Origin of the sequence: Actinomyces sp. 2119, from assembly GCF_003591215.1 — a bacterium.
GTDB lineage: Bacteria > Actinomycetota > Actinomycetes > Actinomycetales > Actinomycetaceae > Actinomyces > Actinomyces lilanjuaniae.
On record NZ_QYRR01000002.1, the window covers coordinates 1 to 17,632 of the forward strand.

The window sequence follows — 17,632 nt, forward strand, 5'->3', positions numbered from 1 at the left end:
GCGTTCTGCTGCTTGAGACCACCGCCCTAGATGTACTCCGGACCGTCGGGCGTGATGTGGAGCGCCCCAAACTGCCTCCTCCCGGCACCAGGGGCATCCCGCCCATCCCAGCTCACCTCATGACCCTACGCCTTTCAGCATCGTCCGCCATGGCGTCGATCCGGGCGGCTGCCCCGTGGGCCGCCTCCTGCAGGTCACGTCCCCCGTAGCCTCGGTGCTCAGACATGGCATCTCCCTCCTGTGGTGCCCTACCTCACGTCCTCTCTTGGCAGGCTACCACTGGTTCCGGCTGGCATCCGCTGATCAGACTGCGGGATCGCGAGAACTCAGGACCCGGGGCGCCCGTGGGGTACCCACAGGGCCAGGACGCTGAGGCCGCCCGCCCTACACAGCAGGGAGTCGGACCAGCCGATCCCGTCCGTGCCCCACGTAGGCTGGGACCGTGAGACCACGAAGCCGCCAGCAACGCTGGGTGCGTGTCGTCGTCTACGTTCTCATCCTGCTGGTGGTGGTCGGCATGGTGCTGTCCGCCGTCGGCACCGCCTTCGCGACCGAGCGGGCCGCACCGGGTGCCTCCAGGGCCCCGGTGGTCGTGCTGGGCACCAGCAACCTCACCTGGTCGGACCTGACGACCTTGGCAGGCTCCCAGGACGCCACCACCGCCGAGGCCGCCAGCACCGTCCTGGGCTTCGCGACCTCCAATGAGCCGCTGAACCTGGCCGTGCGCACCCCCGCCGACCGCACCTGCCCCGCCGACGGCTGGCTCACCCTGACCGCAGGAACACGGGTGCGCGCCGTGGAGGGCTCCAGGGCCTGCACCTGGGAGCCCACCGCCTCCGGCAGCGGGACCGCCGCCTCCCGCCAGCTGGCCGACCACCTCAGCACCCAGGGAGTCCGCACCTCAGCCGTCGGCCAGGGCGCGCGCTACGCCCTGGGCACGCAGGCCAGCACCACGCTGGAGGAGGCACTGGCAGGACTCACAGGCGCCGACCCGACCGGGCTGGTCCTGGTAGACACCACCCCGCAGGGCTCGGCGGAGCCCGGCTCACCAGCCTCCCAGCCCGCCACCACGACGCCCGGCAGCACCCACGACACCACAGACGACACCACTGCCACGACCGGAGGCGACGCTCCCGATGACGCCGCCCGCCTGCGCTCCCTGGCCCAGGCCCTGTCCACCACGCTGGCCACCGCGCCTGCGGGCACCCGGGTCGTCATCGCCTCCCTGGCTGACAACGAGGACCCCGGGCCACAAGTCAGCGTCCTCCCGGCAGGTACCACCTCGCCCCGGGGGACCAGCGGCTCCCTGCTGGTGGGAGCCTCCACCCACCAGCCCGGCCTCATCCAGCTCACCGACCTGGCCCCGACCCTGGCCCAGGCGCTCACAGACACCACGGCGCCCGACTTCGACGGCCAGGCCCTGACCCTGCCCGCCACCGCCCACCTCACTGACGTCCAGGAGGAGCCCACCACGGCCAGGGCCGCAGCCGGGAGCGCCGCCGAGGGCACCACCAGGGACACAGACGACCCCCGCCTGTCCGCCCTGGCTGACGACGCCCTCCACGCACGCGCCTCCCAGCGCACCGTCATCCCCACCAGCCTGCTGCTGGTTGGAGTCGCAGCCCTGCTGCTGGCCTGGGCCGCCCTCGCCCTGCGGGCTCCCCGGGACCGCCCCGGGAGCCGGCCGCGACGCCGGGTCGGCAGGCTCTCCCAGGTCGCCGCCGTGGCTGCGGCCGGGCCGCTGGGCGTGCTGCTGGCCAACGCGGTCCCCTGGTGGCGCTGGGGCTCGCAGGGCGGCATCCCCGCCCCGTGGGTGGCGGCCCCCACCCTGGGCCTGGTCCTGGCCACCTCCGCCGTGCTGGCTGGCTGCCTCTCCGGCCTGGTTGCTGTAGCCCACACCTCCCGGGGTCCGGCCCTGCCTCCTCCCGCCGCGTCCGCACCCGGTGCGACCGCCTACCTGCTGGCCACCGCCACGGTGACGGCATGGCTGACTGACGCCGCCCTGGGCGCCCGCCTGGCCTTCAACAGCCCCCTGGGGATGAACGCGGTCGTGGCCGGGCGGTTCTACGGGGTCTCCAACACTGCCTTCGCCCTGACAGCCGGCGCACTAATAGTCGCTCTTGCCGTCACCTGGCAGGTCCTGGGCGGCGGACGTCGCAGAGCCTTCATGGTCGTAGGCCTCCTGGGCGGGGCAGCCCTGGTCGTCGATGCCGCACCCCAGCTGGGTGCCGACGTCGGCGGCGCCCTCGCGCTGCTGCCCGCGCTAGCCGCCCTGGCTGCGGGCCTGTGCCAGCTCCGGCTGGGAGCCCTGCGCTGGGCGGGTGTCGCCGTCGCCTCCGGGTGCCTCGTCGCCGCACTCGCCGCGGCGGACTACCTGCGTCCACAGGAGCAGCGCACCCACCTGGGGCGCTTTGCCGCCCAGGTCCTGGACGGCACCGCCCTGACAGCCCTGGCGCGCAGGCTCGGTGCGCTCGTCACCCCCTTCACCACGAGCACCACCGCCCTGGCAGCCCTGGTCGCAGGCGCTGTCGGTGCTGCCGCGCTGCTGGCCTGGGCGCGTCACGAGCGGCGTCGCTGGCTGGCAGGTCGTAGCCGTTACGCCTGGCTCGCCCAGATCCAGCTGGCACAGCCCCGGACCGCACAGACCCGAGCCGAGCCGACCCAGACCACACAGGCTCCGTCAGCACACGACCAAGGCACACAGCCTCAGGTCGGACAGCCCGGCGTCTCCTGCAACCAGTGGTTGCGCCCCGCACTGACCTCCCTCACCGTCCTGACGGCAGTCGCCGTCGTGGTCAACGACTCGGGTATCACGATAGCGGGCTTTGTCCTGGCTAGCTCCGTCCCCGCTCTCCTGGCTCTTGCTCTGGGGAGCATCAACGTGGCGGAAGCGGCCACCAGCGACGCACCAGAAGCCAACAGCACCTAGCGGCACGGGCTCCCCGCCAAGGATCAGCAGCGTCAACGCCGTCAGCGGCATCGACAGCATCAGCCGCACAGCATGATGTCACCAGCGACCAGGCACCGGCAGCCGCGGCCTACCCGCACCGCCGGTCAGGCTCCTGCGGAGCGCGACGAGCCCGCAGGGGCATCCGTGGAGGCACCGCCTCCCTGGCCCCCGTCCTGCCCGGCACCGGGCTCGGACGTCCTCACGCTGTGTGCCCGGTAGACGTGGAAGGCGTTCTGCTCCTGCGCAGCCTTCTCATAACGCGCCGCAGGCACGCGGTGACGCCGCAGGGTCCGGGCAGCCACAGCCCTGACCACGTCCTTGTACTGTGCGGCGCGGTGAAGGACCCCCGCACGGTCGTTCCCGGTGACCCGGTGGGTGATGTCGCAGGGCACCTCGATCACCGCCATCCCGGCGACGAGGACGTCAATGGTCAGCCCGACCTCGACTCCCCACCCCTCAGCCAGGGGAGCAGCCTTCTCGTAGGCCTTCCGGCTCAGACAGCGCTGCCCCGACAGGGGAGCGACAGGCTCCCACCCGGTGGCTCGGGCAATGGCCCGGCGAGCAGCGTGGACCACCCGTCCCCGCCCGCCGGCCCCGTGCTGCCTGGGCGGCACGGCTACGGACATGTCGCAGACCCCGTCAACGACAGGGGGCACAAGATCGGCACAGGCCGCTGCGGAGTCCCCCAGGTCAGCGTCGATGAACAGCAGGAGGCGGGCAGGGCCGTGCACGTAGTCACGCATACCGACGACACTGGCACCGGTCTCCAGGGCGGAGGCCTTACCCCGGGTCACCGAGTGGCGCACAGTCACGGCTCCTGCAGCCCGAGCGTGGTCCTGGGTACCGTCCACGGAGCCGTCGTCAACGACGACGACCAGGTCAACCCGTGGGATGGAGCGGCAAGCACGAACAGTGGCGGCGATGCGCTGCGCCTCGTCCTTGGCAGGGACGATGACCGCGACGCGCTGGTCAGGACACTTAGTCGAGCTCACGGCCCCAGCCTAGCCAGAGAAAAGAGGCGCGTCCTCCTAGAACCACCGGACAGTGATATAACACGGCTGTGTGACTTTCGCGGTGCCAGGTAGTTCCCAGCATACCAGCCCTGAACCACCCAGCCTTCCTCCAGGCACTCTTGCGCCTAGCCAGGCTGGCATCTCGTCGCGCGTCAGGCTCGACACCAGAGTACCCAGAGACCACCCAGGCGCACCCTCCCCAAAGCAGGTCGCCCGGCCCACGGCCACCCTGTCCACCACCAGGACCTCTGTCCCCGTATAAATAGAGGGACAACAGGTGCCGACAGACCTCGCTACGACTCCAGATACATTGCCTACCCCATTCACAAGAAGACCTTATTATGGCATCCTGACCAGGGGGCCCGTCAACGGCGCCGGGCTCCCCCAGCCATGCCCTGGCTCAGGACAGCTCACGCTCCAGTAGCCCCAGCCCGACCGATCCCAGGCTGATCGCCCTGTTATGGAAGGAACGCATCTGGCCAGGCCCCCATCTGCCTCCCTGGGAGCGCACCCGCGCCTCAGCAGCACGCCGACCCGCACGCCACACCCGCTCCCCCAGCACGTGGGACAGGGACTGGGCGGGCCACCCCAGACGTCTGCTGGTCTCAAAGCGCAGGAACTCCTCGGGGAAGATCGTGTGTGCACGCAGCACGGCCATCACAGTCGCCCTGCTCCACACGGTGTCAGCCCCAGGCAGGGCCAGCACCTCCGGCGGCACCGGCAGCCGGGAATGCACCCCCAAGTCGACCAGGACACGGGCCAGGCGCCACCGGCGCGCGGCCAGCAGCCCAAAGCGGTCCTGCGGCTCCTCCACCAGCCCCAGCTCCTCACCCAGCGACTCGGCATACAGCGCCCAGCCCTCGTTGCACCCGGGCACCCTGCCCAGGTAGCGCTGCCACAGTGTCAGCCTCATGTCAGCGGTGTGCCCCCCGGAGTGCACGTGGTGGCCGGGCACAGACTCGTGCAGCATGGTGGTGCGCTCCACCCAGGGCCACAGCACCTCCTCCCCCTTTGCCAGGGATCGGACCACAGTGCCGGGGTGCACCCCGCCGGTGCCATAGGGCTCCTCATAGTGGCACGGGTCCCCGGCGTGACCCTGCCTGCCGAACCGGTCCAGGACAACCCTGGGACGCCCCAGGCCCTGAGGCAGGTCCAGGACCTTGCCCACCACGACGTCCCACGCCTGGTCCACTACTGACTGCGCCCAGGGCAGGTACTCCTGGGGACTCAGACCGAGTGCCGGGTCCGAGCGCAGGTGGATGTTCATCGCAGCATAGTCCGCCCCTGGTCCCAGCACCTCGGCAGCGAGGCGGTCCTGCTCGGCCGCTACCAGGCGCAGCTCCTCCTGGGCCCAGGCAAAGGTCTGCGCCGGGTCCACCCGCGTACCCAGGTGGCGACGCATCCATAGCTGGTGGCGCTGCGGTCCCACCCCCTCCGCCAGCGGCGCCTGCGGCCCCAGGGTAGAGATCAAGTACTCGGCGAAGTCCAGGCAGGCCTGGCGCGCCACCCGGTCTGCCCGCTCCACCTCACCGGTCAGGGAGGAGGGAAGCCCCCCGGCCGGGGCCAGGGGCGGCCGGTCGGCAAAGTCCCGCGCCTGGCCGGCAACAAACTCGACCTGGCTGGCCGGGGAGACGACCCCTCGCGCCGCAGAGTCTTCCAGGGACGCCCTCAGGCCTGCCAGGGTCTGCGGCAGCATCTCCAGGCGGGCGCTGAGCAGCTGCCAGTCCGACTCCCAGCGGGAGTCCCCCTCCGCCGCGTCAGCCTCATCCCCCGCAGGGCCGAGGTCACGCGCCCCCGCAGGAGAACGGAGCAGTCGCAGGACCCGCTGGAAGGGGGACTCGGGAAAGCCCAGGTACGCTCCGCCCTCGCCGGAGTCGATCAGGTCGGCGTCGGTCTCCATCCGTTCCAGCAGGTGCTCGCGCAGACGACTGTCCACCTCAGCCATCTCGCCGGAGACCTTCTCCACCCGTGCCCTCAGGGAACGAGTAGCACGGACGTGGTCAGCCAAGGCATCCGGGGAGTAGTCGGGCAGGGCGGTCTGGCCGAGCAGGCCGGTACGAGCGGCGATCTCTGGGTCGTGGGCGGCAAGGACCCGGCTGTACTGCTCAGCCAGGTCCCGTAGGTCAGCACCCGCCGTCTGGGGGACAGGCAGGCGTCCAGGTACGAAACGGGGCGGCACGTCACGCATGGGGTCAGCATGCCTGCCCCTGGTACCCCCAGGCAACGACCCTGTCACGTCCGGACATTACTTACGGCGACCTGCCCCCCGGTGACCTCGCCCCTGCGACTCAACCTCCGTAATCATGCGGTTCCTCGTCGTGTCGCCGTGACTGCCCAGGAACCGTGCAACCTCATTCCCTGAGGCAGGAGATCCGTACGGCCCTGACTGCCGCGCCTGCACCCGGGACAGCACTCGCCCCTGGGCCGCCCCTTCCTGCTATACCTGGGGGTGAGCGGCAGCCCGGCGTGCCCTGTCACGGTAGGCGCCCAGGATCTCGTCGGGCCACAAAGGCGCCGCCTGGCTGTCCCTACCTTCCTGCTGCCCCCGACGCTCTGCCCGCCGCGCCAGCCCTGGAACCGGGTCCGCAACGAACTCCCTCCCCTTGGTGGCCACCAGCTTCAGGCAGCGCAGAACGGCCAGGTCCTGCGTCGGGTCGCCCTCGACAGCGATCAGGTCGGCGTCGTAGCCGACGGCGAGGACGCCGGTAACCCCGGCTAGACCGATCGCGGCCGCGGCACGGGAGGTCGCCGCTAGGATGACCTCGGAGCGCGGCAGGCCCATCTGCTCCAGGGCCTCCAGGCCACCGACGTAGGAACGGTGCGGGATAGCGGGGATACCGGCGTCATGCCCGGTCACCACCCGTACACCGTGCTCCCACAGGAGACGGACAGGAGGGGCGAAGGAGTCGTCGTAGGCGACTAGCGCAGGCAGTTCCGCCGTCACGGTGCAGTCCACGTAGATGCCCGCCTCAGCCATGCGGTCCGCCAGGCCCGGGTCGAACTCGCTGCGTCCCGCGGTAGACACGAAGGAGGCGTGGGCGAGGTAGTCCACCCCTGCCACCGTGGCCCGATCAATACCCTGGGTCCCGTGGGCGTGGGCGGCGCAGAGGTGGCCCAGGCGGTGGCTCTCTGACACGATGAGCGCCATCTCCTCGGTGGTGAACTGGGCGTTCCAGGGAGCTGAGCCCCCGGTCGTGAAGCCTCCGGTCGCCATGAACTTGACCGTGTCCACGTCACGCTTGTGGTGGTAGCGCACCGCGTGGCGGATGGAGTCGAGCCCGTCCACCTCCGACCCCGCCTGCCAGGAGTGGCCGCTGGTGGTCGTGATCTGGGGGCCGGCAGCACGCACCTGAGGACCGCGCAGGCTGCCTGCGGCGATCGCGTCCCGCAGCGCGACGTCGACGTAGTGGCGCGCCCCCAGACTCTGCACGGCAGTGACGCCGACACTGAGAAGCTCACGGGCAGAGCGGGCGGCGTTGAGAGTCAGGTGCTGGATCTCCAGGTCACCGTAGTCCGGGTACTCCACGTCCGTCCCGGAGGTCGCCAGGTGCACGTGGGTGTCGATAAGGCCTGGCATGAGGGTGGCACCCTCCAGGTCCAGGTGCCGGGGCGGGGTGCGGCCAGGCAGGCTCGCCGCCGCAGCCTGGAGCGCGGGCAGGGCACCGACCGCTGCGATACGGGACCCGTCCAGCAGCACGCCGACCCGGTGCCCGGGGTCGGTCAGGACCTCCAGGCTGGCCTCGGTGCTCCCACGACGACCCGTGAGCAGGCGGTCCGCAGTGACAATGGCGGCCTCGGTCCCGTCGAGACGCTCTGAGCCGGCAGTGGGTGGGGTGATCCAGGTCGAGGATGTCGTCATAGCACGCAGCCTGTCAGGTCCGCCTGCGCATCGCCAGCCCGGTCTCGGCTCTCGTCGGGACCGCCCTCAGCCCTCCTCCCCCAGGGTAGGGGGCGGCCGGAAGCCGACCTCGCGGTCGGTCTCGGTGATGGAGCGGACGATCCGCGCAGGCACACCGGCCACCACCGTCATGGGCGGCACGTTGGCGGTGACGACGGCCCCTGCAGCCACCACGCTGCCCCGCCCGACCGTCACACCGGGCAGGACGGTGACGTTGGCGCCCAGCCACGCCTCGTCCTCGATCGTGACCACCGCGGAGAACTGCGCCCCGGTACTGCGCAGCCCCGGGTCGACGGGGTGGCCCGCGGTGGTGATCGTGACATAAGGACCAAAGAGCACACGGTCACCGATGCGGATCTCGGCGTCGTCGATGAGGGTGGTCCCGGTGTTGAACCAGCAGCCCGCGCCGATCGAGGTGTGGGAGCCGTAGGCACAGTAGATGGGGGCCTCCAGCCAGGTTCCCTGGCCGAGGGAGGCGAAGAGCTCGGTGGCGATGGCCACCCGGCACTGCGGGTCACGCACCGAGGTGGCGTTGTAGCGCTCGACCAGCTCCTTGCCTCGGTCACGCTCCTCCTCCAGTGCCTCCAGGCCGGGGCCGAAGTCCGTGTAAAGCTCACCGGTGCTGAGCCTGCGCCGGGTCTCGGCCTCGTCAAAGACGTAGGGGTTGTGGGGGCTGCCGGGAGTGGAGGTCGTAGCGGGCGTAGGGTCCGTAGCAGGCGCAAAGGTGGAAGAGCCCGGGGCAGTCCCAGGAGCCTCGGGAGGTGCAGGGCTCCTGCCGGGTGCCCCTGGCGTGCTCGCAGGGTTCGTGGGTGTGCTCATGGGCACATTGTGGCAGCACGGTGAGGACTGTTCTGGTCCGTGTCGCACACGATCCAGAGTCCCTCTCCCGACTTTCCTTCCACACAGAAGACGACGATCGTCCTCGGCTGGCGGGTCCCTCTGCCTCGCGCCCCCGTTGACGTCTTGGCCTGGTCCGTCGCTGTACCACGGCTCTCCTCAGGTCCTCCGAACCCCGCCGCTCATAGAGAACCTCCTCAGAACCTCCTCGCCCCGGGAGCGCAACCGGACACGAGACTCGGCGTGCACGGAGCCGTGGTCGGCGGACAGCTCACCGGCTGTACGCTCGTCCCACAAGGTCCTCCCCCTGCAGCCGGAACGCCGTTGCGGTGACCCAGCTCACCGCGGACCACGCCCTGCCGAACTCGCCCCGAGCTCGAACATGTGTTTAGCTTGTGCCCGTGCCGCAGCCCTTTACCTACGTCGACCTGTTCGCCGGTATCGGCGGCTTCCACGCCGCCCTGTCCGCCATGGGGGGGCGGTGCGCCTACGCCGTGGAGATCGACCCCCAGGCGGCACTCGTCTACCAGCGCAACTGGGGCCTAGATCCCCTGGGGGACATCACCGAGGACACGGGGGACCAGGGGGCCAGCCAGGAAGTCAGCTCCGCAGTCCCGTCCCACGACCTGCTCGCCGCCGGGTTCCCCTGCCAGCCCTTCTCCAAGTCAGGTGCCCAGCGGGGCATGGAGGAGGTGCGCGGCACGCTCTTCTTCAACATCATGCAGGTGGTACGGGCGCACCACCCCGCGGTGCTGCTCCTGGAGAACGTCCGCAACCTTGCCGGCCCGCGCCACCGCCACGAGTGGGAGGTCATTATCCGCATGCTGCGCGAGGAGGGCTACCGGGTCTCAGCCACCCCGGCGGTCCTCTCCCCCCACCAGATCCCGCCCCGCCTGGGCGGGCGCCCCCAGGTGCGCGAGCGCGTGTTCATCACCGCCACCTACGACCCCCACCGCGACCCCACCGCCGACGACCTCATCGAGCCCATCGCCACGCCCAGGACCGTCTTCCCAACGCCCTTCCCAGAACCCTTCCCAGACCCAACCAGCCACCCGGCCCCGCCTGACGTCGCCTCAGGCACCCGCCTGGGCGCCACCACCTCAGCGGCCAGCCAGGAGACCGGGGCAGGCACCTTCTCCCCCTCGCGGTGGCGCATCGAGGACATCCTCCTGGAGGAGGGCGACCCGCGCCTGGCCGGGACCGCACTGAGCGCCGAGGAGGCTCAGTGGATCGACGCCTGGGACGCCTGGGTCCAGGAGTACCGGCACCGCCACCCTGGCACCCGGCTCCCAGGCTTCCCGATCTGGGTGGACGCCTGGGTCACCAGCGAGGAGCTCGAGGCCCGGATCGACGCGGGTGAGCACGACGCCACCCCCCGCTGGAAGATGACCTTCCTGCGCAAGAACGCCGACCTCTACACGGCCAACGAGCAGTGGTGCCGCCAGTGGCTGCGCGACCTCGGCGTGCAGCAGTTCCCGCCCACCCGCCGCAAGCTGGAGTGGCAGGCCCAGGACACAGGCTGCCTGTGGGACTGCCTCGTCCACCTGCGTCCCTCCGGCCTGCGCGCCAAGGCCCCCACCTATGTGCCCGCGCTGGTGGCCATCACCCAGACCAGCATCGTCGGCCCCCGACGGCGACGCCTGGCCCCTCGAGAGACCGCCCGCCTCCAAGGGCTGCCGGACGCCTTCTCCTTCGGGGACCAGCCCCAGGCCGTCACCTACCGCCAGCTGGGCAACGCGGTCAACGTCGGCGCCGCCTGGAACGCCCTGAGGCTGCACTGCCAGCGCGACCGGGAGGTGCTGCTTGGCACGGACGCGGGCCGCCGGGTCCTGGCCGCCGTCGAGGCGGCCCCGCCCAGCCCCGACGACGCCGTCGCCAGCCTTCTGGGGGCACCCGCAGCCGCCTGAGCCCGTGCAGCCGAGCCCGTGCAGCCGAGACCGCGCAGCAGCCTGACAGCCCGGTGAGGTCTCACCGCCCAAGACAGCCACCACACGGGCACCACACGAGGCAGCGGAAGACTAGCCTCGTGCCATGGACCCTGCGGACACAGCGGACGCCCTCCACGCACCCGAGCCGGACCGCACCGCGCTCCACGCACCCGAGCCGGACCGCACCGCGCCGCAGGAGGCGGCGGTCAGTGCCCGCTACGCGGCCCTGCCCCGCTCGGCCACGGCTCCGGAGACAGCCCTGCGCCGGGCGCTGCACGCCACAGGGCTGCGCTTCCGGGTCCAGTACGCCGTGCCCGGCCTGCCCCGGCGTAAGGTGGACATCGCGTTCACCCGCTGGAAGGTGGCGGTCCAGGTAGACGGCTGCTTCTGGCACGGCTGCCCTGCCCACGGGAGCAGTCCGCGCCGCAACAGCGAGTGGTGGAGGTGGAAGATCGCCCGTAACCAGGCCCGCGACGCCGACACCGACACCCGCCTGGCCGAGCTGGGCTGGCAGGTCGTCCACGTCTGGGAGCACGAGGACACTGCCGAGGCGTGCGCACGGGTCGCCGCCGCCCTGCAGGAGCGTCAGGCCACCCAGAGCCACCCCTGACCGGCGCACTGGCCACGAGACTGTGTCCCAGCCTGTCTGCCGGTCGTCTGCCAGTCATCTTCCGTCGGCTACGTCGGCGGCGGAGCGGTGCTGCCGCGCACCACGAGCTCAGTAGGGACAACCACCCGGTGCTCCTCTCGCAGCACCTCCCCCGACACCCCGGAATCCACCTGCTCCAGAACCAGGCGCACCATCTCTGTCCCGTGCCTGCGGAAGTCCTGGCGCACCGTCGTCAGCGGGGGGAAGCTGTACTCTCCCAGCGCGATCCCGTCAAAGCCCACCACGGAGACGTCCTGGGGCACGCGCCTGCCGTGCTCGTGCAGGGCCCGGACCAGCCCCAGGGCGATCTCGTCGTTGCCGCAGAAGACCGCTGTCACCTCAGGGTCGGCTGCCAGACGCTGCCCAGCCGCATAGCCCGAGGCCGCGTCCCAGTCCCCCGGTACCGCCTCCGGGGGCCTCAGACCCGCCTCCTGGAGGCACTTGGACCAGGTCGCCTCCCGGATCACCGTCGAGTGCGAGTCCTGCGGCCCGGTGATGTGGTGGACGGTGCGGTGGCCAAGCCCGAGGAGGTGGTTCACGGCGTCGCGCACCCCCTGGACCTGGTCGGCAGAGGCGGAGGGGTAGTAGCCGACCAGGGCGGAGTCGGACACGGCCAGCGGCAGCCCGGGAGGCAGGGACAGGTGCTGCGGCTGGGCGCGGCCCACCTGGACCAGCACCAGACCGTCTACCGCCTGGTTGGACAGCCGGTAGACGGCGCTCCTCAGCGCCTGGGAGGTGGGGTCCTCGACCTGGGCGAGGGAGACCGTGTAGTCAGCAGCGGTGGCTGCCTCCAGGACACCCGCCGTCGTGAGGGCCTCACCGGTGCGCTGGACGCTCTGGGTCAGCACACCGATAGCCCGGAAAGACCCCCGGCGCAGGGCCTGCGCCACCCGGTTAGGGGAGTATCCCAGCTGGGTCATGGCCTGCTGCACCTTCTCACGCGTCTGGGCGCGCACATTGGGTGCACCGGTAGAGACCCGCGAGACCGTCGGGACCGACACCCCGGCCAGGCGGGCCACGTCGGCCAGTGACGGCGACCCTGTGCGGTCCCTACGTGCCTGGCCCATGCCTCGAAGGCTATCAGGCGTGGCAATGACCCTGACGTCACCATGATGATGACGTTATCATTGACTAAGTCAGCCAGGTGACTTGGGGTCAGTTGACAACTGTGATTTCAGTTCAGACAAAGCCCTCCCACCCGCCCTCCTGACTATGGTAACGTTACCATCAGTGGACTTCGTGCGGCTCCGGCCTCCGCAGTCCTGTGCTCGACCACCTCGACGGAGGCGCCAACGATGCCTGTTCCCAGTCACCACGAGGACCTGTCTGTCCTCCACGAGAACACCCTGCCCCCACGTGCCTACTACGTCCCGGCCTCCGGCCCGCTGCTGGACGCCGCGGAGGAGCGCGAGGCCTCAGACCGCTTCCACCTCCTCAACGGGCACTGGTTCTTCCACTACCTGCCCACTATCCACGACCTCCAGGGCGCGATCGAGGGCTTCGCCTCCAGGGACTTTCCGCTGCACGGACTCACTCAGGTCCCCGTGCCCAGCACGTGGCAGCACCAGGGCTACGACTCCCACCAGTACACCAACGTGCGCTACCCCATCCCGCTGGACCCGCCCTTCGTCCCTCGGGACAACCCGTGCGCGATCTACCTGCGCGACATCGAGCACGTACCAACACCACAGGCCCCCAGGACCTACCTGTGCTTCGAGGGCGTGGACTCCTGCTTCTACGTCTGGCTCAACGGCCGCTACATCGGCTACAGCCAGGTCTCCCACGCCACCAGCGAGTTCGACCTCACCGAGGTTATCGAACCCGGCGCCAACCGGCTGGCGGTCCTGGTCCTCAAGTGGTGCGACGGCACCTACCTGGAGGACCAGGACAAGTTCCGCACCTCCGGCATCTTCCGGGACGTCTACCTGCTCTCGCGCCCGCAGTCGGTCCTCTTTGACTACGCGACCACGACCAGGCTCGGTTCGCAGACCGCCACAGTAGAGGTGCGGGGACGCTTCCACGGTGGCCCCGTACCCACCACACTGGAGCTGCTCGACGCCTCCGGCGCCCTCGTCTCCTCCGCGCCCCTGGCCCGGATCGTGCCCCTGGGTACCGCCCCGGCCCCGACAGACTCCGCAGCCGCCAACACCGCCGATACTGCCAGCACTGCCAACGAGATGGATGGCACGGTCGGCCCCGCGGTGGCAGGCGGCGCAGGGGCTGCCAGCACCGCCAGCGCTACTGACCCCGACCCAGCGGAGGAGCCAGCCCCCTACACCCACCGCGCCGTGCTGGAGGTCGCCTCACCCCATCTGTGGAACCCGGAGGACCCCTATCTCTACACCCTGGTCATCACCACCGACCAGGAGGTCATCACCGACCGGGTCGGCCTGCGCGAGGTCACGGTCCACGACGCCGTCGTCCACCTCAACGGCCAGCCCGTGACCCTGCGGGGAGTCAACCGTCACGACTCGGACCCCACGACGGGGCCAGCCGTGGACCTAGAGCACATGAGGCGCGACCTAGTGCTGATGAAGCAGCACAACATCAACGCCGTGCGCACCTCTCACTACCCCAGTGACCCGCGCTTCTACCAGCTGTGCGACCGCTACGGGTTCTACGTCATGTCCGAGGCCGACCTGGAGAGCCACGGCACCCAGGCCCGGTTCCTGGAGGACCCCGGCTGGGACAACCAGGTGGAGCACTGGAACGAGCTGATCGCTGACAACCCGGAGTGGACCCGGGCCACGGTGGACCGGGTCAGGCTGTGCGTCCACCGGGAGAAGAACCGTCCCTGCGTCATATCCTGGTCGGTGGGCAACGAGTGCGCCTACGGATGCACCCTGGAGACGGCGCTGGCCTGGGTCAAGCGCACCGACCCCACCCGGCTCACCCACTACGAGGGCGCCTACTACCGCGACTCCAAGCGCCGCTACGACTACTCCTGCATCGACCTGTACAGCCGGATGTACCCCTCCCTGGAGGAGATCACCGACTACCTGCACAGCGACGGCTCCAAGCCCTTCCTCCTCGTGGAGTACTGCCACGCCATGGGAAACAGCCCCGGGGACCTGGAGGACTACTGGCGCATGATCCTCGCCGACCCCCGCATGTGCGGTGGATTCGTGTGGGAGTGGTGCGACCACGCCGTGCGCTCCGGCACCAGCGCCGACGGACGCCCCGTCTACCTCTACGGCGGGGACCACGGCGAGGACCTCCACGACGGCAACTTCTGCGTCGACGGCCTTGTCAGCCCCGACCGCAGGCCCCACACCGGGCTCCTTGAGCTCAAGAACGTCCAGCGCCCAGTCCGGGTGGTCCGCTTCCACCAGGACCTGGGCAGGCTTACCCTGCGCAACAACCTGGGCTTCACCGACCTGTCGGACTATGTCGAGGTCTCCTACGAGGTGCGGTGCGACGGCGTCGTCGTCGACCAGGGCGCCCTCCCACTGACCGGACCCGTTGCCCCGGGAGCGACAACAGACCTCACCTGCCGCCCCACCGTGCCAGCCTCGGGGCGCTGCTTCCTGGTGGTGCGGTACCACCTTGCGCAGGACCAGTACGCGCTGGAGCGCGGCCACGAGCTGGGCTTCGACGAGATCCCGCTGGACAACGCCGACCCACGCCACCACATGGTGGCCTCCGTCTACGGGCCTGCCCGGGAGCCGGCACCCGCCGAGCCTCCCGCTGCCGGCCCGGACACGACCCCAGCCAGGACCCTGAACCCAGCCGGGGCCTCCGGGACCTCACGGTCAGCCAGGACCTCGAAGTCGGTCGGCAGCCAGTCTGCCGCTGTGCATGCCGAACGCAGCCGCAACCGGGTGACGGTGAGCGGGGAAGGCTTCTGCTACCAGCTCGACACCCGCACCGGCCTCCTCTGCCAGCTCTGCGTAGGCGGGACCGAGCTGCTGGCGCGACCCGCAGAGCTCAACATATGGCGCGCCCCTACCGACAACGACCGCCACGTGCGCAAGGAGTGGGAACGCGCCCACTATCACCAGGCTGTGAGCCGCGCCTACGGCACAACCGTGCAGGACAGCCGCGACCAGGTCTCGGTAACCTCCACCATCGCCGTGGTGGCCCCCTCTGTCCAGCCGGTCCTGCGCCTGGTCGTCTCCTGGACGATCAGCCCCTCGGGCGCGCTCCGCCTGAGCGTCCAGGGGGTCCGGGACCCGCAGATGCCCCCCCTGCCACGTTTCGGCCTACGCCTGTTCCTGCCGGAGCAGATGCGTCAGGTCACCTACCACGGCCTAGGGCCTGTGGAGAGCTACCCGGACAAGTGCCGCGCCAGCTTCCACGGGGAGTTCACCACCGATATCGCCTCGCTCCACGAGGACTACATCCGCCCCCAGGAGAACGGCAGCCACGCCGACTGCGACTACGTCACCGTCTACGGGGACAGGGGGAGCCTGACCGCCGTGGCTGCCACGCCGCTATCCTTCAACGCCTCCCCCTTCACCCAGGAGGAGCTGACCAGGCGCGGCCACAACACCGACCTGGTGCCCAGCGGGCACACCGTCCTGTGCCTGGACGCCGCGATGGCCGGCATCGGCTCCCACAGCTGCGGACCGGCCCTGTCGCGGAAGTACCGCGTCGACGAGGCGGAGGTGGGGCTGCACCTGACCCTCCTGCCTACCACCACGGCCACCACCACGGCCACCACCACGGACACAGCCCCCGGTTCCGACCTCCCGGCGGTATCACAGCGCGCCCCTCGCGCCTCACTGTCCTGACACAGCCCGGACCGGGCCACCAGCGCACGTCCACGACGTGCGTGTGGACCAGCACGCCCAGAAAACCGACCAGATCAAACCCGCTCACAACGAGGTGACGTGATGACACTGAACACGGAGACACCACAGACACAAGACGCGGCGACGCAGAAGCAGTACCTCACCTGGCCCAACAAGATCGGCTACGGCTCGGGGGACGTCGCTGGAAACGTGGTCTACGCGCTCCTGTCGGCATTCGTCATGATCTACCTGACCGACACCACCGGGCTCAACCCCGGCATTATCGGCACCCTGATGATGGTCTCCCGCCTCTTTGACGGGTTCTCCGACATCATCTTCGGCTCCCTGCTGGACCGGACCCGAACCCGGATGGGTCGGGCGCGCCCCTGGATGCTGTGGGCGTTCTTCGGCTGCGCAGCCCTGATCGTCGCAATCTTCGCGATCCCCCTGTCCCTGGGGGACACCGCCAAGTACGCGTGGTTCTTCATTGCCTACACACTGCTCAACGCCGGGTTCTACACGGCCAACAACATCGCCTACTCCGCCCTGACGGCACTGATCACCAAGAACAGTGACGAGCGGGTCCAGATGGGCTCCATACGCTTCGTGTTCGCCTTCGGCACCAACCTGCTCATCCAGAGCGTGACCGTCGGTGCCGTCGAGGCGCTTGGCGGGGGCGCCCAGGGGTGGCGCGCAATCGCTATCATCTACGCGCTTATCGGGCTGGCGGTCAACACGCTGTCCGTCATGTCCGTCAGAGAGCTGCCGCCTGAGGAGCTCGAGGACCTGGACGCCGCGCCTGAGAAGGCAGAGGACCCAGAGGGGTCAGCGGCGGACGGCGGAGAGGACCACAAGGGGGCCGAGGGTGACGGGGCCGAGAACCGTGAGGAGCCGACGTCGGCACGGGGCGGAGCCAGGCAGAAGACCTCCCTGAGGGAGTCGGTGGGACTGCTCCTGACCAACAGGTACTACCTCATTATCCTGACCGTGTTCCTCCTGGCCCAGATGTTCACCGCGACCCTCAACATGGGAATCTACTTCATGACCTACATCCTGGGGGACGCCAGGCTCCTGGGTCCCTTCGCCTGGGCCATCAACGTCCCCCTCATCGCCGGGCTCCTGCTCACCCCGGTAGCGGTGGCACGGTTCGGGCAGATGTACCGGGTCAACATCGCGGGATACGTCATCGCCGTACTGGGGCGGCTGGCCGTGGCGGCTTCCGCCTACGCAGGCAGCATCCCGCTCATGCTGGTGTTCTCCGGTGTCGCCTCCATCGGCATGAGCCCGCTCCAGGGGACCCTCAACGCGCTCATCGCCGAGGCCTCGGAGCACACCTACCTGCGCACCGGTAAGCGCATCGACGGCCTCATGTTCTCCTGCACCTCCCTGGGGGTCAAGGTCGGCAGCGGTCTGGGCACCGCGCTGGCTGGGTGGCTGCTGGCGGCCAGCGGGTACGTGGGTGACGCCGCCCAGCAGCCGGAGTCAGCGATCCAGATGCTCTACGTCATGTACCTGTGGTTCCCGGTCATCGCCAACTGCCTTATCCTGCTCCTGCTCACTCGGCTCGACGTGGAGAAGGCCAACAAGCAGGCACGGGCGCAGGCCGCCTGAGACCCGCGCAGCC

General features: G+C 70.0%; 10 protein-coding genes. 5 read left to right on the forward strand and 5 right to left on the reverse strand.

Annotation, left to right across the window (positions count from 1 at the left end):
• Positions 1-442: 442 nt before the first annotated feature.
• Positions 443-2,929: a hypothetical protein gene (locus D4740_RS01890; protein ID WP_259390598.1), complete on the forward strand. Its 2,487-nt coding sequence runs from the start codon at positions 443-445 to the stop codon at positions 2,927-2,929.
• Between the two features lie 125 nt (positions 2,930-3,054).
• Here the strand turns inward: D4740_RS01890 and D4740_RS01895 are convergent, their stop codons facing one another.
• The 4 genes from D4740_RS01895 to D4740_RS01910 all read right to left on the reverse strand — a co-directional run bounded on the left by D4740_RS01895 (position 3,055) and on the right by D4740_RS01910 (position 8,680).
• Complete coding sequence (locus tag D4740_RS01895; protein ID WP_119835271.1) at positions 3,055-3,942, reverse strand: glycosyltransferase; 888 nt, start codon at positions 3,940-3,942, stop codon at positions 3,055-3,057.
• Positions 3,943-4,363: 421 nt separating this feature from the next.
• Positions 4,364-6,151 carry a DUF885 domain-containing protein gene (locus D4740_RS01900; protein ID WP_119835272.1) on the reverse strand — a complete coding sequence of 596 codons (1,788 nt, stop codon included), beginning with the start codon at positions 6,149-6,151 and terminating at the stop codon, positions 4,364-4,366.
• A gap of 249 nt (positions 6,152-6,400) precedes the next feature.
• Positions 6,401-7,822: an amidohydrolase family protein gene (locus tag D4740_RS01905; RefSeq protein ID WP_119835273.1), complete on the reverse strand. Its 1,422-nt coding sequence runs from the start codon at positions 7,820-7,822 to the stop codon at positions 6,401-6,403.
• Positions 7,823-7,888: 66 nt separating this feature from the next.
• The gene (locus D4740_RS01910) at positions 7,889-8,680 is read right to left on the reverse strand and encodes a sugar O-acetyltransferase (protein ID WP_119835274.1); all 792 of its coding nucleotides are present in this window, start codon (positions 8,678-8,680) and stop codon (positions 7,889-7,891) included.
• 419 nt (positions 8,681-9,099) lie between these two features.
• Here D4740_RS01910 and dcm point away from each other — a divergent pair, with 419 nt between their 5' ends.
• Together dcm and D4740_RS01920 are read left to right on the forward strand one after the other, a co-directional pair.
• Entirely contained in the window at positions 9,100-10,605 is a 1,506-nt protein-coding gene (gene dcm / locus D4740_RS01915) for a DNA (cytosine-5-)-methyltransferase (RefSeq protein ID WP_147392816.1), read from the forward strand.
• A gap of 124 nt (positions 10,606-10,729) precedes the next feature.
• Entirely contained in the window at positions 10,730-11,236 is a 507-nt protein-coding gene (locus D4740_RS01920) for a very short patch repair endonuclease (RefSeq protein WP_119835276.1), read from the forward strand.
• 68 nt (positions 11,237-11,304) lie between these two features.
• On the opposite strand, the gene D4740_RS01925 is transcribed toward D4740_RS01920, so the two are convergent.
• Positions 11,305-12,342, reverse strand: coding sequence for a LacI family DNA-binding transcriptional regulator (locus D4740_RS01925; protein WP_119835277.1), 1,038 nt, complete (start codon positions 12,340-12,342; stop codon positions 11,305-11,307).
• Positions 12,343-12,570: 228 nt separating this feature from the next.
• On the opposite strand from D4740_RS01925, the gene D4740_RS01930 reads away from it, so the two are divergent.
• Positions 12,571-16,008, forward strand: coding sequence for a glycoside hydrolase family 2 TIM barrel-domain containing protein (locus tag D4740_RS01930; protein ID WP_119835278.1), 3,438 nt, complete (start codon positions 12,571-12,573; stop codon positions 16,006-16,008).
• A 102-nt stretch (positions 16,009-16,110) separates the two neighbouring features.
• Positions 16,111-17,619, forward strand: coding sequence for an MFS transporter (locus tag D4740_RS01935; protein WP_119835279.1), 1,509 nt, complete (start codon positions 16,111-16,113; stop codon positions 17,617-17,619).
• Positions 17,620-17,632: the final 13 nt, after the last annotated feature.